Origin of the sequence: Streptomyces sp. NBC_01460 (assembly GCF_036227405.1) — a bacterium.
In the GTDB taxonomy this organism is placed as follows: Bacteria; Actinomycetota; Actinomycetes; order Streptomycetales; family Streptomycetaceae; genus Streptomyces.
Map to the genome: position 1 here is coordinate 4,002,405 of NZ_CP109473.1, position 22,322 is coordinate 4,024,726.

General features: G+C 70.4%; 20 protein-coding genes. 6 read left to right on the forward strand and 14 right to left on the reverse strand.

Translation table 11 applies throughout. The annotated features are described in order from the left end of the window. Nucleotides 1–12: 12 nt before the first annotated feature. From OG488_RS17760 to OG488_RS17780, 5 genes are all read right to left on the reverse strand, one after another. Nucleotides 13–807, reverse strand: a complete 795-nt coding sequence (locus OG488_RS17760) for an aldose epimerase family protein (RefSeq protein ID WP_329230412.1) — start codon at nt 805–807, stop codon at nt 13–15. Between the two features lie 30 nt (nt 808–837). Continuing rightward, on the reverse strand, nt 838–1,824 hold the full coding sequence (locus OG488_RS17765) for an SRPBCC domain-containing protein (protein WP_329230414.1): 987 nt from the start codon (nt 1,822–1,824) through the stop codon (nt 838–840). Between the two features lie 84 nt (nt 1,825–1,908). Next, nucleotides 1,909–3,519 (reverse strand): polyamine aminopropyltransferase, encoded by a 1,611-nt coding sequence (locus OG488_RS17770; protein WP_329230415.1) that lies wholly within the window; start codon nt 3,517–3,519, stop codon nt 1,909–1,911. Nucleotides 3,520–3,638: 119 nt separating this feature from the next. Continuing rightward, nucleotides 3,639–4,160, reverse strand: coding sequence for a DUF2617 family protein (locus tag OG488_RS17775; protein WP_329230416.1), 522 nt, complete (start codon nt 4,158–4,160; stop codon nt 3,639–3,641). A gap of 310 nt (nt 4,161–4,470) precedes the next feature. Beyond that, nucleotides 4,471–4,740 carry a hypothetical protein gene (locus tag OG488_RS17780; RefSeq protein ID WP_329230418.1) on the reverse strand — a complete coding sequence of 90 codons (270 nt, stop codon included), beginning with the start codon at nt 4,738–4,740 and terminating at the stop codon, nt 4,471–4,473. Nucleotides 4,741–4,866: 126 nt separating this feature from the next. Here OG488_RS17780 and OG488_RS17785 point away from each other — a divergent pair, with 126 nt between their 5' ends. After that, on the forward strand, nt 4,867–6,048 hold the full coding sequence (locus OG488_RS17785; protein ID WP_329230419.1) for a pyridoxal phosphate-dependent aminotransferase: 1,182 nt from the start codon (nt 4,867–4,869) through the stop codon (nt 6,046–6,048). Between the two features lie 84 nt (nt 6,049–6,132). Here OG488_RS17785 and OG488_RS17790 read toward each other — a convergent pair whose 3' ends face one another. The 3 genes from OG488_RS17790 to clpB form a co-directional block, all read right to left on the reverse strand. Next, nucleotides 6,133–6,690 carry a YbjN domain-containing protein gene (locus OG488_RS17790; RefSeq protein WP_329230421.1) on the reverse strand — a complete coding sequence of 186 codons (558 nt, stop codon included), beginning with the start codon at nt 6,688–6,690 and terminating at the stop codon, nt 6,133–6,135. Between the two features lie 70 nt (nt 6,691–6,760). Continuing rightward, entirely contained in the window at nt 6,761–8,029 is a 1,269-nt protein-coding gene (locus OG488_RS17795) for an MFS transporter (protein WP_329230423.1), read from the reverse strand. A 346-nt stretch (nt 8,030–8,375) separates the two neighbouring features. Further along, nucleotides 8,376–10,976, reverse strand: coding sequence for an ATP-dependent chaperone ClpB (gene clpB / locus OG488_RS17800; RefSeq protein WP_329238775.1), 2,601 nt, complete (start codon nt 10,974–10,976; stop codon nt 8,376–8,378). A 137-nt stretch (nt 10,977–11,113) separates the two neighbouring features. Between clpB and OG488_RS17805 the strand changes: the two genes are divergently transcribed. Next, nucleotides 11,114–11,515, forward strand: a complete 402-nt coding sequence (locus tag OG488_RS17805; RefSeq protein ID WP_329230425.1) for a pyridoxamine 5'-phosphate oxidase family protein — start codon at nt 11,114–11,116, stop codon at nt 11,513–11,515. A 109-nt stretch (nt 11,516–11,624) separates the two neighbouring features. On the opposite strand, the gene OG488_RS17810 is transcribed toward OG488_RS17805, so the two are convergent. Continuing rightward, nucleotides 11,625–11,945, reverse strand: coding sequence for a (2Fe-2S)-binding protein (locus OG488_RS17810; protein ID WP_033296620.1), 321 nt, complete (start codon nt 11,943–11,945; stop codon nt 11,625–11,627). Next, nucleotides 11,942–12,235: a hypothetical protein gene (locus OG488_RS17815; protein WP_329230428.1), complete on the reverse strand. Its 294-nt coding sequence runs from the start codon at nt 12,233–12,235 to the stop codon at nt 11,942–11,944. The genes OG488_RS17810 and OG488_RS17815 overlap by 4 nt, the downstream gene beginning before the upstream one ends. 125 nt (nt 12,236–12,360) lie before the next feature. On the opposite strand from OG488_RS17815, the gene OG488_RS17820 reads away from it, so the two are divergent. Next, nucleotides 12,361–13,371 carry a helix-turn-helix transcriptional regulator gene (locus OG488_RS17820; protein ID WP_329230431.1) on the forward strand — a complete coding sequence of 337 codons (1,011 nt, stop codon included), beginning with the start codon at nt 12,361–12,363 and terminating at the stop codon, nt 13,369–13,371. 184 nt (nt 13,372–13,555) lie between these two features. Further along, nucleotides 13,556–14,560 carry a helix-turn-helix transcriptional regulator gene (locus OG488_RS17825; RefSeq protein ID WP_329238778.1) on the forward strand — a complete coding sequence of 335 codons (1,005 nt, stop codon included), beginning with the start codon at nt 13,556–13,558 and terminating at the stop codon, nt 14,558–14,560. A 28-nt stretch (nt 14,561–14,588) separates the two neighbouring features. On the opposite strand, the gene OG488_RS17830 is transcribed toward OG488_RS17825, so the two are convergent. From OG488_RS17830 to dnaK, 4 genes are all read right to left on the reverse strand, one after another. Beyond that, complete coding sequence (locus OG488_RS17830) at nt 14,589–15,035, reverse strand: heat shock protein transcriptional repressor HspR (protein WP_014046944.1); 447 nt, start codon at nt 15,033–15,035, stop codon at nt 14,589–14,591. 1 nt (nt 15,036) lies between these two features. Beyond that, nucleotides 15,037–16,221: a molecular chaperone DnaJ gene (gene dnaJ, locus OG488_RS17835; RefSeq protein ID WP_329230434.1), complete on the reverse strand. Its 1,185-nt coding sequence runs from the start codon at nt 16,219–16,221 to the stop codon at nt 15,037–15,039. A 93-nt stretch (nt 16,222–16,314) separates the two neighbouring features. Continuing rightward, a complete protein-coding gene (gene grpE / locus OG488_RS17840; protein ID WP_329230435.1) occupies nt 16,315–16,965 on the reverse strand; it encodes a nucleotide exchange factor GrpE in 651 nt (216 codons plus the stop codon). Next, nucleotides 16,962–18,812: a molecular chaperone DnaK gene (dnaK, locus tag OG488_RS17845; RefSeq protein ID WP_329230438.1), complete on the reverse strand. Its 1,851-nt coding sequence runs from the start codon at nt 18,810–18,812 to the stop codon at nt 16,962–16,964. Before dnaK ends, grpE begins: the two co-directional genes overlap by 4 nt. A 374-nt stretch (nt 18,813–19,186) precedes the next feature. On the opposite strand from dnaK, the gene OG488_RS17850 reads away from it, so the two are divergent. Together OG488_RS17850 and OG488_RS17855 are read left to right on the forward strand one after the other, a co-directional pair. Beyond that, a complete protein-coding gene (locus OG488_RS17850; protein WP_329230439.1) occupies nt 19,187–19,837 on the forward strand; it encodes a sugar transferase in 651 nt (216 codons plus the stop codon). 92 nt (nt 19,838–19,929) lie between these two features. Then, nucleotides 19,930–22,197 carry a (Fe-S)-binding protein gene (locus OG488_RS17855; RefSeq protein WP_329230441.1) on the forward strand — a complete coding sequence of 756 codons (2,268 nt, stop codon included), beginning with the start codon at nt 19,930–19,932 and terminating at the stop codon, nt 22,195–22,197. Nucleotides 22,198–22,322 lie beyond the last annotated feature (125 nt).

A 22,322-nucleotide genomic window follows, 5' to 3' on the forward strand; every position in this document is an offset into this window, starting at 1 on the left:
TGACGCGGGAGGTCAGAGCCGGACCCAGCTCCAGGTCGTCGCGATCTCCAGGGGCTCGATCGGGGTCACCAGCCGGGGGGCCGTGTTCAGTCCGTTCGGCGGCCCGGACTGGGGCTCCACGCAGACGGCCTCGGCCTGCTCGTCGTAGATCACCACCCACTCGTCCCGGCTCCTGACCGTCAGCTCCAGCTGCTCGGGCCAGGTGAGCTTCACGTCGACACCCTCGGGCATCCCGAAGCAGTCGTCCCACGGGCCGGGCAGGGGGTCGATCCGGCGGCCGGTCGGCAGGTGGTTGTCGCCCCGTTCCTCCTGCCAGGCCGCCTCGAAGGCGATCCGCGCGTCCTGGCCTCCGAGGTTCCGGAGGAACCACGGATGCCACCCGGCCTGCGCCGGGAAGGAGTCCCCGTACGTCTCGACGCCGAGGCTCAGCGTCAGCGACTCCTCGGTCAGCTCGAAGGACTGCGTGACCCGGCCCTCGTACGGCCATGGGTCGGCCAGGTCGTAGAAGAAGGCCACGTCCGTGTCGCTCTGCCGGGCGAGCTGCCAGGAGGTGTCGCGGCCGGTGCCGTGGATGGCGTGCGGAGGGGAGTTCAGCGGCAGCTGATGCGGCTCGCCGCCGTTGCGGAACAGGCCGTTCTCGGTGCGTCCGCACCACGGCACCATCGGGAAGCAGCCGTACCGCTCGCCCTGGCGCAGCAGTTCGGTGCCCCCGATCCGCAGGCTGCCGATCCGGCAGCCGTTCTCGGGGTCAACGGTCAATTCGACGTCGCCGGCGCTCAGCCGGACGTTCTTCGCAACTCTGCTCACCCCCCGACACTACTGGCGCGGGGCGCCCGGCTACGGCCTTCTGCGCCGAAGCGCGCGGCCCACCACCACGGCCGAGGCGATCGCCAGGGCGGCCGCCGGGGCGGCCCAGCGCAGCGTGATGCCCGCGGCTCCCGCCTCGGGGGACGGCACGGGGGCGTACCGGCCGCGCGGGGGTGCGTGGTCGACCTCCTCCGTGCTGCGGCCGATCATGGTGCGGCGCGCGTGCGCGGCCTCGGCGGGAGGCTCGTCCGGCACGGTGAACTCCAGCTCCGCGGACGGGTCGAGCGCCGGCGGCGGGACGGGCGCGTCGAACACCGACTCCTTGTCCGGCGAGGGCGGCTCGGCGGACGGCTGCGGGGCGGACGCGGACGCCCCGGACTGCGGCTCGGCGGCGGGTTCGTCGGCGTCCGGCACCTCGGCGGCGGGTTCGTCGGCGTCCGGCACCTCGTCGGTGTCCGGCACCTCCGCGTCCGGCACCTCCGCGTCCGGCGCCTCGACGTCCGCCCCTTCGGCTTCCGGCGCCCCGGCCGTCGCGTCGGGGGAGGACTCGGTCGCCGGGGGCTCCGATCCCAGGGGCTCCGATGCCAGGGACTCCGTCACCAGCTGCTGCGTGAAGCGGTCCAGCAGCCGCTGCGCCGCGGCGAGCGCCGCCGCCTCGTCCAGCTCCACGATGCGGCCGTCACCGCTCGCCGTGCCGGTGAATCCGATCGCCGTCCCTCCGTCGGTCCCTCTGAGAGCGATCGTCAGGGCCAGCTTCGCCGATCCCGCGCCCCGCGCCTCCACGCCCTCCCCCGCCACGGAGAAGGAATCACCCCCGGCGGAGGGCCGCAGCGTGAGCGCCCCTCGGTACGTGATCGTGTGGCCGTCGGCCCGGAATCTCAGCCGGCCGGCCAGCGGGCCGGCCGCCGCGTCGGCATCCTGCTGGAGTCCCGGCACGCAGCGCGCGACCCGCGCGGGATCGCCCAGCGTCCTCCGCAGGGCCGGGACCGGAACCGGAACGAACACCTCATGCTCCATACCGACCGAGCCTACTCAGCCCCGGCCGTCCCGTCAGCGCTTCGGCACCCCGTACGCCGTGGGGACCGCACCGCACCGCCGTACTCACCGTTCCTCCTGGTACCGGGGGTGGACCAGCGTCGACGGCGCGAGCCCGTGCCGCCGGACCCGCTCCACCGAACGCAGGCCTGCCAGCAGCTGCCGCTCCCCCAGTGTCCGCAGGGCGGGCGCCCCGGGGTCGATGCCGGGCCGGCCCACGGCGTGCCGGGCGGCCAGCACGAATCCCCAGTCCCGCGGCGCCCCCGCCCCGCCCGCGGCCCGGTCCGGGCCCGCCGCGAAGCCGGTGAGGCGCCCGTCGACGCGGTACGGCCGGGTCGACAGGCCGCCCGCCCGTATCGACGCGTCCACCGTCCAGAACGTCGCCGGTCTGCTGCTCGGCGGCCCCGCGTGCACCACCAGCCGGCCGCCCGGCTCCAGCGCGCCGGCGACCAGCCCGTAGAACTCCGCGGCGTAGAGCTTCGTGCTGGCCGTGATCCCCGGATCGGGAAGGTCCGAGATCACCACGTCGTAGCGGTCGCGGGTGGCCCGCAGCCAGGTGAAGGCGTCTCCGGAGACCGCGGTCAGCCGGGGGTCCCCGTACGCGTGCCCGTTCAGCGCGGACAGCGCCGGGTCCGTGCGGGCCAACCGGGTGACGGCCGGGTCGAGCTCGACCACCACGACGGACTCCACGCCCGGATAGCGCAGCACCTCACGGGCGGCCAGCCCGTCGCCCCCTCCGAGGACCAGCACCCGCCGGTGGGCCCCGTTCATCGCCGGGTGCACGAGGGCCTCGTGGTAGCGGTGCTCGTCCCGGGAACTGACCCGGAGCCGGCCGTCGAGGTACAGGTCGAGCGAGCCGCCACCGGGGCCGCTGCCGGGGCCGGTGAGAACGATCTCCTGCACTCCGGTCTGCACCGCGACCCGCACCTCGTCCCCGTACACCGCGCGCCGCGCCGCCCGCTCGAAGTCGTCGACGAGGACCGAGGCGGTGGCCAGCAGGGCGATCACCGCGACGTTGACGACGATCAGCAAGCAGCGTGACCGGGGGCCCAGATCGCGCCGGAACACCCACAGCACCAGCGCCCCGCCCGCCACCGCGTTGACCGTGCCGGTGAACAGCGCCCCGGTCAGCTGGCCCATCATCGGCAGCAGCAGGAACGGGAAGGCGAGCCCGCCGACCAGCGCGCCCACGTAGTCGGCGGCGAAGAGGTCCGCGACCGCGCCGCCCGCGTCCTGCCGGTCGACCCGCTGGATCAGGGTCATCAGCAGCGGGATCTCCGCGCCGATCAGGATCCCGATCGCGAGCGAGAAGCCCACCAGGGCGTACCGGGACTCCCCGAGCCAGGCGAACGAGGCGTACAGGATGAGCGCGGAGGTGCCGCCGACCAGCGCCAGGGCGGCCTCGATCAGCCCGAACCCCACGGCGGCGCGGGTGCGTAAACGTTTCGCGAGCAACGACCCGATGCCCATCGCGAACACCATCACGGACAGCACGACCGAGGCCTGGGTGACCGAGTCACCGATCAGGTACGAGGCGAGCGCGACCAGCTCCAGCTCGTACACCAGACCGCACGCGGCACAGATGAACACAGCGGCCAGCACGAGGAAGCGGCCGGTCCCCGGCCGGACGGGAAGCCGCGTCGCGCCCCCTCGCAGCGGCATCTGCTGGTCGATCATGAAACGAACGCTACGTGACGGGAAGGTCGCGGCTTGTCACCCACACGGGTGTAAGTGGGGCACGCGGGAAGCGCGCCCCACCGGACGCGCACCGCCCGGCGGCGACGGGCGCGCACCCCTCACACGGCCGCCACGGGCACCCGCACGCCCACCTTGGTCCGGGTCACGACCAACTGCCCCTCCTGCGGATACGCGTGCCAGGTCCGCCAGCGCACCTGCCCCTCCGTGCGCTGCGCGAGCATCGCCGTGAAGGCGTGGGGACTGCCGGGGAACGTCCCCGCCAGGCCGTGCGGATGGTCGGCCACCAGCGCGAGCAACTCCTGCGCGCGCCCCGCGAACGATCCCTCGGAGAGCGTCTCGACGCGCGCAGCGAATTCGTAGTCCCAGTCACCCAGGCACTCGGCGACCCCCAGCGGCAGCGGTGTGCTGCTGCCCGGCAGACAGGCGACGGTCTCGGAGCACGTCCGGCGCCCCTCCTCCAACAGGACCTGATGGGAGGCACCGAGAAGCCTCAACTGCACCTTCGCGCCTGCAAGTTCGAGGTCGAGTACGGCGAGGGCGGGTAGCGGCTCCCGCCCGAGCGTCCATGCGAGGTCGGCGGCTCGGGTATCGGAGTAGGCGGTCTGGAGGGTCGTGAGCATGGATCGGCTCCGCAAAACGCACAGGGACACATGAACAGGAGGTACCCCCGTGCGGCGCACCGTGGGGGAGGGGAGCCCGATCCTGCCCAACTGGGGCCCGGGGGCTGAATGTTGTCTACATCGATGCAATCACGAAGTAGGTCGCGCTCACAGCGTTTTTACCCAACTTGCCGTGGTTTCCATCCCTCAGGGGGCAGTACGGTTCACCTGTTCCCGACGACCCCAACGAAAAGATGCCCGGAGGGAGTTCGCTCCCGCCGGACATCTCGGCCCCGCCCGTCCCGCCCCCGTACGGGCCGGCGGACCCGTCTCAGTCGCCGCCGCCCCCGCCGCAGCCGCCGCCGCCCCCGCAGGAGTGCCCGCCGGAGTGCCCTCCCCCGCAGGAGTGGCCGCTGTCGCCGCTCCCGGACCACCAACTGCCCCCGTCGGAGGCACCTCCCCCGCCACTGTCCGAGCCACGGCGCCCCTGGCGCCTGGAGCGACCCGCCATCGGCTTCTTCCGGCCACCCGACCCCGAGGCGAGGGAGACGATCCCCACCACCACGATCACCAGGAACACGATGAAGACGAACAACTCCATCGACCTCACATCCTTCTGTCCCCCGAAGCGAGATCCCCGCTTCTCGACTGACCGGTGGATTCCCACGCCCCGCCCGGGCCAAAGCAGACTTGAGCAACTCCAGAGCTTCGGCGCAGGATGGCGTCCATGACACAGGGACGACCGTTGCTCAACCGCCGCCTCAGCGAGTTCGGCACGACGATCTTCGCGGAGATGTCGGCGCTCGCCGTGCGGACCGGATCGATCAATCTCGGCCAGGGGTTCCCCGACACCGACGGCCCCGAGGAGATCCGCGAGGCCGCCGTCCGGGCCCTGCGCGCCGGCCACGGCAACCAGTACCCACCGGGCCCCGGCGTCCCCGAGCTGCGCTCCGCGGTCGCGGACCACCAGCGGCGGCACTACGGACTGGAGTACGACCCCGACGCCGAGGTCCTGGTCACCACCGGCGCCACGGAGGCGGTCGCCGCCTCCCTGCTGGCCCTCCTGGAGCCCGGCGACGAGGTCGTCGCCCTGGAGCCGTACTACGACTCGTACGCCGCCTGCATCGCCCTGGCGGGCGGCACCCGCGTCCCCGTCACCCTCCGGCCCCACGAGGGCGCCTACCGGCTCGACCTCGACGAGCTGCGCGCCGCCGTGACGCCCCGCACCCGGCTGATCCTGCTCAACACCCCGCACAACCCGACCGGCACCGTGCTCACCCGGGACGAGCTGGCGGCCGTCGCCGCGCTCGCGTGCGAACGCGACCTCCTGGTCGTGACCGACGAGGTCTACGAGCACCTCGTCTTCGAGGGCGAGCACATCCCCCTCGCGTCCTTCCCCGGCATGCGGGAGCGCACGGTCACCATCAGCAGCGCCGGCAAGACGTTCTCGCTGACGGGCTGGAAGATCGGCTGGATCACGGCGAGCCCGGAGCTGGTCACCGCGGTCCGCTCCGCCAAGCAGTTCCTGACGTACGTCTCCGGCGGCCCCTTCCAGTACGCCGTCGCCGACGCCCTGCGCCTGCCCGACAGCTACTTCGACGAGCTGCGCTCGGACCTGCGCGCCAAACGCGACCTGCTGAGCGCGGGCCTCGCCGAGGCCGGTTTCGACGTCTACAAGCCCGCCGGGACGTATTTCGTCACCACCGACATCCGCCCGCTGGGCGAGGGCGGCGACGGCTTCGCCTTCTGCCGGGCACTCCCGGAGCGCTGCGGGGTCGTCGCCGTCCCGAACGCGGTCTTCTACGACCACCGGGAGCAGGGCGCGCCCTTCGTCCGCTTCGCGTTCTGCAAGCGCACGGACGTGCTCACCGAGGCGGTCACCCGGCTGAAGAGCCTCCGCGTGTCCTGACCGCGCATGCGGGAGGCCCGGTCCGGGGCACCGGCCGCGACGGCCTTGCTCCGGACCGGGCCTCCCGGTGCCGCATCCGCCGGATCAGGCCTCCGGGGCCTGCTCCGTGCCGGTGTCGCCCTCGTCCGCCTTCTCCTCGGGCGCCAGGCCCAGGCGCTCCACGAGCCACTTGTCGAACTCGATCGAGGCCCGCACCCAGCTGACCGTCGAGGAGACGAAGTGCTCCAGGCTGACGCCGGTACCGATGAGCATCTGGGCCTCACCGACCAGGCGCACGGAGGACGCGGCGCCCTCCTCGCCCTCATGGGCGTGCGTGTAGACCTTGGGCCACAGGGTGCGGCGGTTCCAGTCGTCGATCGCGTCGAGCAGAACGGCGCGCTGGTCCAGGGCGTGGGGACGGTCGTAGAAGGTCCGGACCGAGAAGACCTGCTGCTCCTCCTCGCCGCGGAACATGAAGTACGTCCGGAAGTCTTCCCACGGCGCGGCGAGGTCGCCCTCGTCGTCGACGACGAACTTCAGCTCCATCTGCTCGAGAAGCTGCTTGACGAGGTCCTGGTCCGGGACCACGGGGCCCTCGGGTCCTGACGCCTGCGGTTCGGGCTGGCCCCCGAAGTTGGGGATCGAGGACGGGTCGATAGACATCGCTGGGTACTCCTGTGGATCGCACGTGGTTTCCTGGCTTCGACCCTAGCCGCGATCGCGGCCCGTAGTCCTACGCGCTCAGGGGAATCGTCCCGGCGCCCGTCCGACGGGCGCGCGCCCAGGAAACCGCGACCACGACCGCGCAGAGCGTCCCGACGAGTCCCGCCCCGCCGATGGTCCGGGCCGACGACCCGGACAGTTCCGTCACCAGGCCTCCCGCGGCGACGCCGATCCCCTGCATCGCGGTCAGTCCCGACCTGGCCAGCCCGAGCGCCTGCCCTCGCTGGCCGGCCGGGGTGAGCATGACGAAGGTCGCCCCCGCGGTGATCTGGTAGGCCGAACAGATCCCCGACACGAGCAGTACCAGGAGGGCCACCGCCACACCCGGGCCCGCCCAGTAGACGAGCAGCGGGAGATTCGCGCCCACGGCCAGCGGGCCGAGCAGCCTGCGGCGGCGCTCCACCCCGACACCCGGCCTCCCCAGGAGGGCGGCGCCCAGGACCATGCCCGCGGGGTGCGCGGCGAGCAGGAGTCCCACCGACGCGGCGCTCCCGCCGGCCTCCTCCGCGAAGGGCGCGGCGAGGCCCTCCGGGAGCACGATGAAGCCGGCCAGCCAGCCGAGCGCGACGAGCGACCGCAGCCGGGGGTCCGACCAGATCAGCGCGGCCGCGCTCCTCACCTGGACGTGCATCCGCTTCGGCATCGCGTCGGCGCCCTCCTCCACGGGCCGGGCCTTCACACCCAGCCGGATCAGGACGGCGGAGATCAGGAACGTCGCCGCGTTCAGTCCCAGCGAGAGGTGGCTGCCCAGCCACACGACCAGCACACCGCCGGCGGCGAAGCCGACCAGCTGGCCGGCCTGGTGCGTGATCACGATGGCCCGCTGCCCGTGCTCGTACAGGCGGTCGCCGAGCACGGACGGCATCAGGGCGCCCTGTGAGGCACCGAACGGGGCCTCACAGAGCTGCGCCAGCACGAGCAGTCCGGCCAGCAGGGGCAGCGGCGTGCCGGGCAGAGCCATCAGCCCGACGAGGACGGCGCGCACCAGGTCGCAGCCGATCATGACCGTACGACGGGGGAACCGGTCCGCGAGCCCGGTCAGGAGCACGCCGGAGAGGAGGGCGGGCAGGGTGGTCAGGGCGTAGGTCGCCGCGGTCCAGCCGGCCGACTCGGTGCGTTCGAACACCAGCAGGGACAGTGCCACCCGCGCCAGCTGGTCGCCCAGGACCGACTGCGCGTAAGCCGCCCACAGGGTACGAAATTCTCTCTGGCGAATGAGGCTTTCACTTCTGCAATCCTTCGGCTCCGCACTCGCCTCGCCGGGTATCCGCTCCGTCATGCGCGTACCCTACCGGTTTCCTAATTACTCACTGCCGCCCTTCGGGGAAAAGAAAAGCGCCCGTAGTGGCCGATATTGCGCCGTACGCGATCACGGGCACAAACATCGATACGACTTCGGTCGAGGGTGCGGATATGTATCGGCCCGATACAAAAAACGACGGTCCGGGCGGTGCCGCGCCCGCCATTCGGCCACGGAATGGAAATTTTCGGCTCAATTTGGCGGGCGGTTCGCGGGAGGTTCCGCCGAGGATGCGTGCCGGATGCACACATCAATGCGCGGGTCGCTCACACCGATGTCCCCGGCCGGGGCACGAAGCCTCGGCCGGGGACATCGGGGGAGCGGTCTACAGGGTCTTGGCCGCCGCCGCGGTCCCCACGATCAGCCCGTCACCGGCCCGGTCCACCCGGACCGTGTCGCCGTCCCTGACCTCACCCGCGAGGATCTCCTTCGCGAGCCGGTCGCCGATCGCCGTCTGGATGAGCCGGCGCAGCGGCCGGGCGCCGTAGGCCGGGTCGTTGCCCTCCTCGGCGAGCCAGGCCAGGGCCTCCGGCGTGACGTCGAGCCGGATCCTGCGGTCGGCCAGCCGGTCGGCCAGCCGGCCCACCTGGAGCCCCGCGATGTGGGCGAGCTCGTCGCCGGACAGCGCCGAGAAGACGACCAGGTCGTCGAGCCGGTTGAGGAACTCCGGCTTGAACGAGGCCCGCACGACCTCCAGGACCCGCTCCTTCTTCACCTCGGGCTCGGTGAGCGGATCGACCAGGTACTGGCTGCCCAGGTTCGACGTGAGGATCAGGATGGTGTTGCGGAAGTCCACCGTCCTGCCCTGCCCGTCGGTGAGCCTGCCGTCGTCGAGCACCTGGAGCAGGATGTCGAAGACCTCGGGGTGGGCCTTCTCGACCTCGTCCAGCAGCACGACGCTGTACGGACGCCGGCGGACCGCCTCGGTGAGCTGGCCGCCCTCCTCGTAGCCGACGTAGCCGGGCGGGGCACCGACGAGCCGGGCGACGCTGTGCTTCTCGCTGTACTCGCTCATGTCGATGCGGATCATGGCCCGCTCGTCGTCGAACAGGAAGTCCGCGAGGGCCTTCGCCAGCTCCGTCTTGCCGACCCCGGTCGGACCGAGGAAGAGGAACGAGCCGGTGGGCCGGTCGGGGTCGGCGATGCCGGCCCGGGTACGGCGCACGGCGTCCGACACGGCCCGGACGGCCTCGGCCTGGCCGATCAGCCGCCTGCCCAGTTCGGACTCCATCCGCAGCAGCTTCTGGGTCTCGCCCTCCAGGAGCCGTCCGGCCGGGATGCCGGTCCAGGCACCGACGACGTCGGCGATGTCGTCCGGGCCCACCTCCTCCTTGACCATGGTGTCCTGGGCGGCCTCCTGCTCCGCCTCGTCCGCCTCGGCCAGCTCGCGCTCCAGGCCGGGGATCTCCCCGTACAGCAGCTTGGACGCGGTGTCGAAGTCGCCGTCGCGCTGGGCGCGCTCGGCCTGGCCGCGCAGCTCGTCGAGGCGCTCCTTGAGCTCACCGACGCGGTTCAGGCCCTCCTTCTCCTTCTCCCAGCGGGCGGTGAGACCGCGCAGCTCCTCCTCCTTGTCGGCGAGGTCCCGGCGGATCTTGTCCAGGCGCTGCTTGGAGCCCTCGTCGCTCTCGTTCTTGAGGGCCAGCTCCTCCATGTGCAGGCGGTCGACGGACCGCTGGAGCTCGTCGATCTCCAGCGGCGAGGAGTCGATCTCCATGCGGAGCCGCGAGGCCGCCTCGTCGACGAGGTCGATGGCCTTGTCGGGGAGGAAGCGGGAGGTGATGTAGCGGTCGGACAGGGTCGCGGCGGCCACCAGCGAGGAGTCCGCGATCTGGACCTTGTGGTGGGCCTCGTAGCGGCCCTTGAGGCCCCGCAGGATGGCGATGGTGTCCTCGACGGACGGCTCGGCGACCAGGACCTGCTGGAAGCGGCGCTCCAGGGCGGGGTCCTTCTCGATCCGCTCGCGGTACTCGTCCAGCGTGGTGGCACCGACCATGCGGAGCTCACCGCGGGCGAGCATCGGCTTGAGCATGTTGCCCGCGTCCATCGCGGAGTCGCCGCCCGCGCCCGCGCCGACGACGGTGTGCAGCTCGTCGATGAAGGTGATGACCTGGCCGTCGCTCTCCTTGATCTCGGAGAGGACGGTCTTGAGGCGTTCCTCGAACTCGCCGCGGTACTTGGCGCCCGCGACCATCGCGCCGAGGTCCAGGGAGACGAGCCGCTTGTTGCGCAGGGACTCCGGGACGTCGCCCTTGACGATGCGCTGGGCGAGCCCCTCGACGACGGCCGTCTTGCCGACGCCGGGCTCACCGATGAGCACGGGGTTGTTCTTCGTGCGGCGCGACAGCACCTGCACGACGCGGCGGATCTCCTGGTCGCGGCCGATGACCGGGTCCAGCTTGCCCTCGCGCGCGGCGGCCGTGAAGTCGGTGCCGAACTTCTCCAGCGCCTTGTACTGGCCCTCGGGGTCGGGAGTGGTCACCCGGCGTCCTCCCCTGCTCTTCTCGAATGCGTCCAGCAGCTTCTTCGCACGTGCTCCCTGCCCGTCGAGGATCTCACCGGCGCGGCCGCCCTTCGCCGCGAGGGCGATCAGCAGGTGCTCGGTGGAGAGGTAGTCGTCGCCGAGCTCCTTGGCCCGCTGGTCGGCGTCGGCGATGACGGCGAGCAGCTCGCGGCTCGGCTGCGGCGGGGCGACGGTCGATCCGGTGACGCTGGGCAGCGAGCCGAGGAGCCGTTCCGTCTCCTCGCGCACGGCCACCTGGTCGGCGTCGACGGCGGCCAGCAGGTCGGTGATGTTCGCGTTGTCCTCGCCCGCGAGCAGCGCAAGCAGCAGATGCCCGGGGGTCAGATCGGGATGACCGTCCTTGACGGCCCTGCTGGTGGCCGCGTTGAGGGCGTCCCGGCTCTTGTTGGTCAGCTCGGCGTCCACGGGCTCTGTCTCCTCCTCGTGCTGGTACTTCACGGAACCATGACTCGCACAACGGGTACAAAGTTGAGTCTATTCCACTCAAGGCTGATAGGAGTACTCCCGGGGCCGCCGGTTCCCTCCTTCTCTAGGCTGACCCCATGCCTGACGTACGCAACCTCGGCGCCGAGTACCTCGACTTCTGGCGGGAACGCCACGTGTGCACCTTGACCACGCTCCGCCCGGACGGCACACCCCATGTCGTGCCCGTGGGGGTGACGTACGACCCGGAGACACGGCTCGCCCGCGTCATCACCGGCGGGAACACGAGGAAGGCGGCCCACGTCCTGGCGGCGGGCCCCGAGGGCGCGCGGGTCGCGGTCTGCCAGATGCAGGGGCGCCGCTGGGCCACTCTGGAGGGCCGGGCGGTCGTGCGCACGGAGCCCGGGGAGATCGAGGACGCGGTACGCCGCTACGCGGAGCGCTACGAGCGCACCCCGCGGCACAATCCCGAGCGGATCGTCATCGAGATCGCCGTCGACAGGGCTCTCGGAAACGCCTGAGGAATTCGGAGGAATTCCGGGCAGCACAACGGCGCCATCGTGTTCAGGTCACGATGGCGCCGCTGTGTGGGGGAAGTGCCGGAACGATTTGGAACGACGGGGGAATCGTTCAGGCACTGCGGGGGGTGGCGGAAATGGCTTCTTGTTCGAACAGCTCGTGGTCGCGCTGATCGAGATTCACGAAGATCATGCCGTATCTCACGGCACAACGAACCGGTTGCGGCGCGCCGCGGGGCCGGCGAAGACAGCGATAGGCGCGGATGTCGTCATCCGTTTCCATCACGACGACGATCGGCTCTCCGAACAGGGTGACCATCAACGAATCGCCCTGGCGGGTAAGTGCCGTGAGCAGATCGATGAAATGCCACCCTGAGCGATACGCCGTGGCCATCTCCCGCCGGAAGGTGCGGTCGTCCGGTGGGGTGGTCATGCGGCCGCTGCGCCGGCCGGCGCACTCCAGCTGATCTCACCGGGAGCGGCGGCGGGCATGCCCCAGCTGATCTCACCGGGAGCAGGCGCGGCCTGTACGGACCAGCTGATCTCACCGGGAGCAGCCGCGGGCGTCCCCCAGCTGATCTCGCCAGGCGCCGACGCCGCCTGGACGGACCAGCTGATCTCGCCAGGCGTCGCCGCCTGCTCGGACCAACTGATCTCGCCGGTTCCGGCCGCCCCGCCCGCCACGCCGAGGCCCAGGGCCGCGACGAAAGCGGCGGCAAGCACCGAGCGAAGCATTCGCTTATACATAGTCGGCTTCGTCCTCACTTGTGGATTCTTCTCCCCCGCCTCCACGACGATGTCTCACCCGAGCCCCCCAACGCCACTGGGACGATGCATCATGTTCCTGCATGTTCAGGAACCTGGGGGGTGGAGATATGACCACAAGTGACACAACACAGACACATCCTCACGGGGTCACCGAACTATGCGAAGAGGGAAAGCGTCTTTACGCCAGCGCGTTGCGCTCGGGGCGGATCTCCCGCTCGGAGGTGAGTCCCGCACCCTGCCTGATGGACTTCGCACTCCTGCACCCGGACCCGGACGATACGACATGGCTCCGGCCCGTTCCGCCGTCCGCCGCCCTCGCCCAGCGCCTGCACCCCTTGGAACGCGAGATCAAGGAGCGCCGGCGGCGCTCCGTCGAACTGGCGGAGTCCTTCGAGATGTTCATGGACATCAGCGCCCAGGACCCCCCGACGACCCACGCCATCACGGTGCTCGAGGGCGGCAACAGGATCAACGCGGCGCTGGACCTCGCCACGGCCGAGTGCCACACGGAGGTGCTCACCGTCCAGCCCGGCGGGGACCGGGGCGAGGACCGGCTCAGCGAGGGCCTGGAGCGGGCCCTCTCGGTGGTCAACCGGGGCGTCAGCATGCGCACGCTCTACCAGCACACCGTCCGCCACAGTCAGGGCACGCTGGCCTACGCCGCCCGCCTCGCCCAGGACAAGGTGGAGATACGCACGCTGGAGGAACTCATCGAGCGTCTCCTCGTCTTCGACCGGACGGTCGCCTTCATACCCGCCCAGAACGACGACCAGGTCGCCCTGGAACTCCGCCACCCCGGCCTCGTCAACTACCTGGTGAAGGTTTTCGAACAGCTGTGGAGCCGAGCGTCCCCGCTGCTCGGGGAAGCCCGCTACGACCCGCCGACCAAGGGGATCAGCGGTGTCCAGCGTTCCATAGCGCAGCTCCTCGTCGAAGGGCATGTGGACGATTCCATAGCCCGCCGGCTCGGCATGAACGTACGCACCTGCAGGGCCCACGTGGCGAAGCTGTCCGCCACCCTGGGCAGCACGAGCCGCGCCCAGCTCGGGTACCTGATCGCGCGGTCAGGAATTCTGGACCAGGAATCCTGACCGTGCGCCCACCCGGAACATCCCCACCCCGGACCGAGGGCGCGACCGCGCACCGGGGGAGAGCACGGTGGCGCACGGATGTGCCGGGAGAGTCCCCTGCACTCCCGGCAGCTCCACACTCCCCCCTGAGCCGCGCGTGCACCACGGTCATGTTGTTGCAGTGCAGGAAGTGAGGGGTGGTCACATCACGACCGACGAGGCAAACCCGGCCCATTCGCACGGACCGGCGGAGCTCTGTGCCACCGGCCTGCGCCTGTACGAGGAGGCGTTGGCCGCGGGGCGCATCCTCCGCGCCGGGCTCACGGACGCTCCCTGCCTGATCGACATGGGACTCGTCCGGTCCCAGCCGGGCGACGCCGCGTGGATGCGCCCCGTGCCACCGTCCGCCGCCCTGGCCCACCTGCTCCAGCCGATCACCCGCGAACTGGACGAACGCGTCCAGCTGGCCGCCGCGCTCAGTCGCTCGCTGACCCCCCTGGCATCGGTCGCGAGCGCCGATCCCGACCTGGCGATCACGCTCCTGGAAGGGAACCCGGCGATCGAGGCGGCCCTGCGGGAGGCCAGCGCCGCCGTCAGCGAACAGGTCCTCACGGCCCAGCCCGGCAGCGACCGGCCCCGGAAGGGGATCCAGGGGGGAATCGACAACGCCAGGACGGCCATCGGGCGCGGAGCCCGGCTCCGGCACATCTACCAGCACCCGGCGCGCTACAGCACCACCGTCCGGGACTACCTCGCCCAGATCTCCCCCGAGGACCTGCGGGTGCGGACCACGGAGCTGACCGTGGAACGGCTGATCATCTTCGACCGCAGCGTCGCCTTCATCCCCGCGGCGCCCGACCGCCGGACCGCCCTCCGCATCCGGCACCCCTCGCTCGTCGACTACCTGATCCAGGTCTACGAGGTCCTCTGGGCCGGGGCCACGCCCTTCGCCCAGCAACTGCCGTCCTCCGCCCCGGGCGTCCAGGTCACAGCCGTCCAGCAGAGCGTCGCCCGCCTGCTCGCCGAGGGACACGTCGACGACGTCGTGGCGCGCAAGCTGGGCATCAGCGTCCGCACCTGCCGCTCCCACATCGCCCGGCTCATGCAGGCTCTCGGGGCCACGAGCCGCACCCATCTCGGGGTCCTCATCGTGCACGCCGGCATCGTGGAGGCCCCCGGCACACGCGAAGGGCCCGCCACCGAGTCCTGAGACTCCGGGCGGGCCCTGTCCGGCCTGCTCAGTCCTTCGGCCTCTTCGGCCGCCAGACCACCAGGGCGCCGGTCTGCTGCACGTCCTGGTACGGCACCAGGTCGCGCCGGTAGGAGGCGTGCACCTGGGCCTCACGCTGCTGCATGGCCACGGCCGCGCCGTCCACCGCCGCCGAGAGCTCGGCGACGCGCTGCTGGAGCGCGGCGACCTGGTTCTCCAGCTCGATGATGCGCTTGATGCCGGCGAGGTTGATGCCCTCGTCCTGCGACAGCTGCTGCACGGTGCGCAGCAGCTCGATGTCACGGGCCGAGTAGCGCCGGCCACGCCCGGCCGTACGGTCCGGCGAGACCAGGCCGAGACGGTCGTACTGGCGCAGTGTCTGCGGGTGCAGGCCCGAGAGCTGGGCCGCGATCGAGATCACGTAGACCGGCGATTCGTCGGTCAGCTGGTACGGATTGCGTCGACGGCCGTCCATCTCAAGCTCCCTTCGCAGCCTGGAACAGCTCCGCCCGCGGGTCCTCCCCCGCGGTCGCCTTCCGGTAGGCCTCCAGCGCGTCCTGGGCGTCCGCGCCGAGGTCCGTGGGGACGGACACCTCCACGGTGACCAGGAGGTCGCCCCGGGTGCCGTCCTTGCGCACGGCGCCCTTGCCCCGGGCCCGCATGGTACGTCCGTTGGGCGTGCCGGCCGGGAGTTTCAGGGTGACCGGAGGCCCTCCGAGCGTCGGGACCTTCACCTCGCCGCCGAGCGCCGCCTCCGGGAAGGTGACGGGCACCGTGACGGTGAGGTTGTCGCCCTTGCGTCCGAAGACCGGGTGGGCGTCGACGTGGACGACGACGTACAGGTCGCCGGCCGGGCCGCCGCGCTCGCCCGGGCTGCCCTTGCCGCGCAGCCGGATCCGCTGGCCGTCCAGCACCCCCGCGGGGATCCTGACCTGCATCGTGCGGGCCGACTTCGCGCGGCCGCTGCCCTTGCAGACCTCGCAGGGGTCCTGGGCGATGAGGCCCCGGCCCTTGCAGTCCACGCAGGGATCGGTCAGCGAGAACCCGCCGCCGGTGCCGCGCGACACCTGTCCGGTGCCGACACAGGTCGGGCAGACCCTCGGGGTGCCGTTCTTGTCGCCGGTGCCCGAACACGCCTTGCACGGGGCCTGGCTGGACATCCGCAGCGGGACCGTGGCCCCGTCGACCGCCTCGGTGAAGCTGAGCGTCACCTCGGACTCGATGTCCTGGCCGCGGCGCGGCTGGACACGTGTGCCGCCGCCGCCCCGGTTGAACAGCCCGCCGAAGACGTCGCCGATGCCGCCACCGCCGAACCCTCCGGCGCCGGCGGTCTGGCCGCCGCCCGGGGCACCCCCGAAGAGGTCGCCCAGGTCGAAGTTGAAGTTGCCGCCCGCGCCGCCGGGACCCGCCCGGAAGCCTCCGTTGCCGAAGAGGGCGCGCGCCTCGTCGTACTCCTTGCGCTTCTTCGGGTCGCCGAGGACGTCGTTCGCCTCGGAGATCTCCTTGAAGCGCTCCTCGGCCTTGGCGTCACCCTTGTTGGCGTCCGGGTGGTACTCGCGGGCGAGCTTCCGGTACGCCTTCTTGACCTCGGCGTCGGTGGCGTCCTTGGGGACGCCGAGAACCTTGTAGTAGTCCTTCTCGACGAAGTCCTTCGTGCTCATCGACGTCCCTCCTTCCGGACGATCGGCCGTGCGGCCGGCCCCGTGGCCGGCCGCACGCCCCGTCGGTGTTCACCGCAGTGGTCGGACGGAATGTCAGACCTCTTCGGTGCCACCGCTCTCCTCGTCGTCTGCCTTCTCTTCCTTCGCCGCCGCGGGCGTGGCGCCCGGCTGCGGCTCGGCCACGGCCACCCGCGCGGGGCGGATGGTGCGCTCCCCGATGCGGTACCCAGGCTGCAGGATCGCCACGCAGGTCGTCTCGGTGACGTCCGGCGCGTACGAGTGCATCAGGGCCTCGTGGATCGTCGGGTCGAAGGGCTCGCCCTCCTTGCCGAACTGCTGGAGGCCCAGCTTCGCGACGACCGTCTCCAGGGATTCGGCCACCGACTTGAAGCCGCCCACGAGCTCGCCGTGCTCCCGGGCCCGCCCGACGTCGTCGAGGACGGGCAGGAGCTCGGTCAGCAGACCCGCCGCCGCGACCTCCTTGACCGTCACCCGGTCGCGCTCGACGCGGCGACGGTAGTTCTGGTACTCGGCCTGGAGCCGCTGGAGGTCGGCCGTCCGCTCACTGAGCGCGGTACGGACCTGGTCCAGCTGGGCCGTCAGGGCCGCTGTCTGCTGTACGTCCCCGGCCGGGGCCGCCGCCTCCTCCTCGGAGGGGGTGGCGGCCTTCGACTCGACGTCGTCGGAGTTGGCGCCGGAGGGGACGTCAGGCTTCTCGTCGAAGCCCGGAGTCTCCTCGGTCACGCCGCACCGCCCTTCTGGTCCTTCTCGTCGTCCACGATCTCGGCGTCGACGACGTCGTCGTCCTTGGCCTGACCGTCGCCCGGCGCCTCGGCACCCGGCTCGGCGCCCTCGGACTGGGCGTTGGCGTACATCGCCTGGCCCAGCTTCTGGGAGACGGCCGCGACCTTCTCGGTGGCGGTACGGATCTCGGCGGTGTCCTCGCCCTTGAGCTTCTCCTTCAGCTCGGTGAGCGCGGTCTCCACCTCCGTCTTCACGTCACCGGGGACCTTGTCCTCGTTGTCCTTGAGGAACTTCTCCGTCTGGTAGACGAGCTGCTCGCCCTGGTTGCGCGACTCGGCGGCCTCACGACGGCGGTGGTCCTCGTCGGCGTACTGCTCGGCCTCTTCGCGCATCCGGTTGACCTCGTCCTTCGGCAGCGAGGAGCCACCGGTGACGGTCATCTTCTGCTCCTTGCCGGTGCCGAGGTCCTTGGCGGCGACGTGCATGATGCCGTTGGCGTCGATGTCGAAGGCGACCTCGATCTGCGGCACGCCACGCGGGGCCGGCGGCAGGCCGGTGAGCTCGAACATCCCGAGCTTCTTGTTGTACGCCGCGATCTCGCGCTCGCCCTGGTAGACCTGGATCTGCACGGACGGCTGGTTGTCCTCGGCCGTCGTGAAGATCTCGGAACGCTTGGTCGGGATCGTGGTGTTGCGCTCGATGAGCTTGGTCATGATCCCTCCCTTGGTCTCGATGCCGAGGGACAGCGGGGTCACGTCGAGGAGCAGGACGTCCTTGACCTCACCCTTGAGGACGCCGGCCTGGAGCGAGGCGCCGATGGCGACGACCTCGTCCGGGTTCACACCCTTGTTGGCGTCCTGGCCGCCCGTGAGCTCCTTGACGAGCTCGGCGACGGCCGGCATACGGGTCGAGCCACCGACGAGAACGACGTGGTCGATCTCGGAGAGCTGGATGCCCGCGTCCTTGATGACGTTGTGGAAGGGGCTCTTGCAGCGGTCCAGGAGGTCCGCGGTCAGCTGCTGGAACTGCGAGCGCGTGAGCTTCTCGTCCAGGTGCAGCGGGCCCTCGGCGGACGCCGTGATGTAGGGCAGGTTGATGGTGGTCTCGGTCGAGGACGAGAGCTCGATCTTCGCCTTCTCCGCGGCCTCGCGGAGACGCTGGAGAGCCATCTTGTCCTTGGAGAGGTCCACGCCGTGCCCGTTGGCGAACTGCTTCACCAGGTAGTCGACGACCCGCTGGTCCCAGTCGTCACCACCGAGGTGGTTGTCACCGTTGGTGGCCTTCACCTCGACGACGCCGTCGCCGATCTCCAGGAGGGACACGTCGAAGGTGCCGCCACCGAGGTCGAAGACGAGGATCGTCTGGTCGTCCTTGTCGAGGCCGTACGCCAGGGCGGCGGCGGTCGGCTCGTTGACGATGCGCAGGACGTTCAGGCCCGCGATCTCACCGGCCTCCTTCGTCGCCTGACGCTCGGAGTCGTTGAAGTACGCCGGGACGGTGATCACCGCGTCGGCGACCTTCTCGCCCAGGTAGGACTCGGCGTCGCGCTTCAGCTTCTGCAGGATGAAGGCGCTCATCTGCTGCGGGTTGAAGTTCTTGCCGTCGATCTCGATCTTCCAGTCAGTGCCCATGTGGCGCTTGACCGAACGGATCGTCCTGTCGACGTTGGTGACCGCCTGGCGCTTGGCGACCTCGCCGACGAGCACCTCGCCGTTCTTGGCGAAGGCGACGACGGACGGCGTGGTCCTGGCGCCTTCGGCGTTGGTGATGACGGTGGGCTCGCCGCCTTCGAGAACGCTGACGACGGAGTTAGTCGTGCCCAGGTCGATGCCGACCGCACGTGCCATTTCAATTCCTCCAACTGACTACTTGAGTGGATCTGACTCAAGGATGCATGACACCCACCCCGGAGTCAAAGGACCTGAGCCACTTACGCTCAACTTATGTGCTCACACGCCCACTGACCTGGTGTTTTCCGCCCACCGGAACTGATCTGGACGCGTCGGGGCGGACGCGATCCGCGACACCCGGATGCGCGGCACGTCACACACACCACGTCCCACCCTCGCACCATGGGATCGTTCTGTCACAAAATGCAGCGAGACGGTCATACCGTCACACACGTCACCGACTTCGGGCAGGTGCCATGCGGTACGCGAAGCAGGCTGCGGCACGGCGGACTCGCCGTCCCGCCAGGTCCGCCAGGTCCGCCAGGTCCGCCATGACCAGGGCGGTGCGCGCCGTCGGCCGCTCCCCCCGTGCCGCCGCGGCGATCGCGTCGGCGGAGCGCGTCACCGGCGCCCTGGCGGCCGTCACCCTCAAGAGGAGCCTGGACATCGCGCTCGGCTCGGTGCTGCTGCTCCTCGCGTCCCCCGCACTCACCCTCGCCGCCCTCACCCTCTCCCTGCGGCCACCGTGCGGCCGGGGAGATGTTCTGACGCGCGAGACCCGGGTCGGCCTGGGCGGCCACCCCTTCGAACTGCGCTCACTGCGCACCCGGCGGCTCGGGCTCGGCGCCCTGTCCCGGCTGCCCCACGTCGTGAGGGGGGAGCTGTCCCTGGTCGGCCCGACGCCCCTCACACCGGACGAAACCGCCCTGCTCGGACCCGCCGCGGGGCACTGGCGGCAGAACCTCCGCCCCGGCCTGACCGGTCTGGCCCAGGTACGCGCCCGCTCCGGAATGCCCTGGGACGAACCCGCCCTCCTGGACGCGCACTACGCAGAGCATCATGGAACAGGGCTCGACCTGGCGATCCTGGCGCAATCCGTACGCATCCCCCTACGTGCGGCCGTACGCCGACGACGGAGCCGGGGGAAGGCTCACCTGAGCGACACAGATCACCGCCTGCCCGGCTACAGCGTGGCGGAATAAGTGGATAGTGTCAGCACAGACTGATTAAGTTACTGCTTAGTAATCACTTGTACGCGCTCGATCCCACCCTCGCAGGCCCGAGGAGCCCCCAAATGCAACTCGCCGCGATCATCGTGTCGCTGGTTCTGATCGTGGTCGGCGTGGCACTTTTCGCCCGCGCCCTCCTGCAGATCTACACCTTCATGCGGCTCGGCCAGAACGTGCCCGCAGGCACCCGCACCGATGAACCCGTGCAGCGCACCGTCACCGTGGCCAAGGAGTTCCTCGGCCACACCCGGATGAACCGCTGGGGCATCGTCGGTGTCGCGCACTGGTTCGTGGCGGTGGGCTTCTTCTCGCTGCTGCTGACGATCGTCAACGCCATCGGCCAGCTGTTCCAGGCCGACTGGCTGCTGCCGATCGTCGGCGAGTGGGCGCCGTACAACGTCTTCGTCGAGTTCATCGGGACGATGACGGTGCTCGGCATCGCGGTCCTGATCGTGATCCGCCAGCTCAGCAGGCCGGACAAGCCGGGCCGCAAGTCCCGCTTCGCGGGATCCAACTTCGGCCAGGCGTACTTCGTCGAGGCCGTCATCCTCATCGTCGGCGTCTGCATCTTCATGCTGCACGCCCTCGAAGGCGCCCAGCACCACGTGAACAGCTACGAGGCGTCGTTCTTCATCTCGTACCCGGTGGTCTCCTGGTTCAGGGGCATGGACCTCTCCACGCTCCAGAACCTCACGTACTTCTTCGCCGGCCTGAAGATCGCGACGTCCTTCATCTGGATGATCACGGTCGCCCTGAAGACCGACATGGGTGTCGCCTGGCACCGCTTCCTCGCCTTCCCGAACATCTGGTTCAAGCGGAACGCCGACGGCGCGGTCTCGCTCGGCGCCCTGCTGCCGATGACCTCGGGCGGCAAGGAGATCGACTGGGAGGACCCGGGCGAGGACGACACCTTCGGTGTCTCCCAGGTCGAGCAGTTCTCCTGGAAGGGCATCCTCGACTTCTCGACCTGCACCGAGTGCGGCCGCTGCCAGTCGCAGTGCCCCGCCTGGAACACCGGCAAGCCGCTCTCCCCGAAGCTCCTGATCATGTCCCTGCGCGACCACGCGCACGCCAAGGCGCCGTACCTGCTGGCCGGCGGCGGCAAGGACATGGAGGGCAACGAGAAGGCCACCGCGGAGCAGCTCAAGGACGTCCCCGCGGCCGCGCTCGCGGAGGCCGAGCGCCCCCTCATCGGCACCGCCGAGGAGAACGGCGTCATCGACCCCGACGTGCTGTGGTCCTGCACCACCTGCGGTGCGTGCGTGGAGCAGTGCCCGGTCGACATCGAGCACATCGACCACATCGTCGACATGCGCCGCTACCAGGTGATGATCGAGTCCGCGTTCCCGTCCGAGGCGGGCACGATGCTCAAGAACCTGGAGAAGAAGGGCAACCCCTGGGGGCTCGCCAAGAAGCAGCGCGTCGAGTGGACCAAGGAGGTCGACTTCGAGGTCCCGATCGTCGGCAAGGACGTCGAGGACCTCAGCGAGATCGACTACCTGTACTGGGTCGGCTGCGCGGGCGCCCTCGAGGACCGCGCCAAGAAGACGACGAAGGCCTTCGCGGAGCTCCTCCACATCGCGGGCGTCAAGTTCGCGATCATGGGCGGCGACGAGAAGTGCACCGGTGACTCCGCCCGCCGCCTCGGCAACGAGCCGCTGTTCCAGCAGCTCGGCCAGGAGAACGTCGCGATGCTCAACATGGCGTTCGGCGAGGACGACGAGGACGACTCCACCAAGAAGTCGAAGGCCTCGAAGAAGATCGTCGCGACCTGCCCGCACTGCTTCAACACCATCGCGAACGAGTACCCGCAGCTCGGCGGCGAGTACGAGGTCATCCACCACACGCAGCTGCTCCAGCACCTGGTGGACGAGGGCAAGCTGATCCCCGTGACGCCGGTCGAGGGTCTGATCACGTACCACGACCCCTGCTACCTGGGCCGTCACAACAAGATCTACACGCCCCCGCGCGAGATCATCGCGAAGGTCCCGGGTCTGCGGAACGAGGAGATGCACCGCCACAAGGAGCGCGGCTTCTGCTGCGGCGCCGGTGGTGCCCGGATGTGGATGGAGGAGCGGATCGGCAAGCGCATCAACAACGAGCGTGTCGACGAAGCCCTCTCGCTCAACCCGGACATCGTCTCCACCGCGTGCCCGTTCTGCCTCGTCATGCTGACCGACTCGGTCAACGGCAAGAAGAACGACGGTCAGGCGAAGGAGTCGGTACAGGTCGTCGACGTCTCGCAGCTGCTCCTGGAGTCGGTGAAGACACCCGCCGACCCGGCGGACGACGCGGAGACGGCCGACCAGCCGGAACCGGAGCCCGTCCAGTAACCGTCGTCTCCACCCACGGAAGCGGCCGGACCTGCCTCGGGGGCAGGACCGGCCGCTTCGGTCTGTCCCGCCCCTCCGTGACGTGCTCCGGGAGGCCCCCGGGGGCGTGCTCCATGAGGCGCTCG

Excerpts from the sequence above, each read along its gene's own strand:
- OG488_RS17830 (WP_014046944.1), bottom strand. The coding sequence starts at position 15,035 with ATGGACGGCCGTCGACGCAATCCGTACCAGCTGACCGACGAATCGCCG.
- OG488_RS17790 (WP_329230421.1), bottom strand. The coding sequence starts at position 6,690 with ATGTCTATCGACCCGTCCTCGATCCCCAACTTCGGGGGCCAGCCCGAA.
- OG488_RS17785 (WP_329230419.1), top strand. The coding sequence starts at position 4,867 with ATGACACAGGGACGACCGTTGCTCAACCGCCGCCTCAGCGAGTTCGGC.
- OG488_RS17850 (WP_329230439.1), top strand. The coding sequence starts at position 19,187 with ATGACCAGGGCGGTGCGCGCCGTCGGCCGCTCCCCCCGTGCCGCCGCG.
- dnaJ (WP_329230434.1), bottom strand. The coding sequence starts at position 16,221 with ATGAGCACGAAGGACTTCGTCGAGAAGGACTACTACAAGGTTCTCGGC.
- OG488_RS17780 (WP_329230418.1), bottom strand. The coding sequence starts at position 4,740 with ATGGAGTTGTTCGTCTTCATCGTGTTCCTGGTGATCGTGGTGGTGGGG.
- dnaK (WP_329230438.1), bottom strand. The coding sequence starts at position 18,812 with ATGGCACGTGCGGTCGGCATCGACCTGGGCACGACTAACTCCGTCGTC.
- OG488_RS17770 (WP_329230415.1), bottom strand. The coding sequence starts at position 3,519 with ATGATCGACCAGCAGATGCCGCTGCGAGGGGGCGCGACGCGGCTTCCC.
- OG488_RS17775 (WP_329230416.1), bottom strand. The coding sequence starts at position 4,160 with ATGCTCACGACCCTCCAGACCGCCTACTCCGATACCCGAGCCGCCGAC.
- OG488_RS17810 (WP_033296620.1), bottom strand. The coding sequence starts at position 11,945 with ATGACCACCCCACCGGACGACCGCACCTTCCGGCGGGAGATGGCCACG.
- OG488_RS17765 (WP_329230414.1), bottom strand. The coding sequence starts at position 1,824 with ATGGAGCATGAGGTGTTCGTTCCGGTTCCGGTCCCGGCCCTGCGGAGG.
- OG488_RS17820 (WP_329230431.1), top strand. The coding sequence starts at position 12,361 with ATGTTCAGGAACCTGGGGGGTGGAGATATGACCACAAGTGACACAACA.
- OG488_RS17795 (WP_329230423.1), bottom strand. The coding sequence starts at position 8,029 with ATGACGGAGCGGATACCCGGCGAGGCGAGTGCGGAGCCGAAGGATTGC.
- OG488_RS17855 (WP_329230441.1), top strand. The coding sequence starts at position 19,930 with ATGCAACTCGCCGCGATCATCGTGTCGCTGGTTCTGATCGTGGTCGGC.
- OG488_RS17805 (WP_329230425.1), top strand. The coding sequence starts at position 11,114 with ATGCCTGACGTACGCAACCTCGGCGCCGAGTACCTCGACTTCTGGCGG.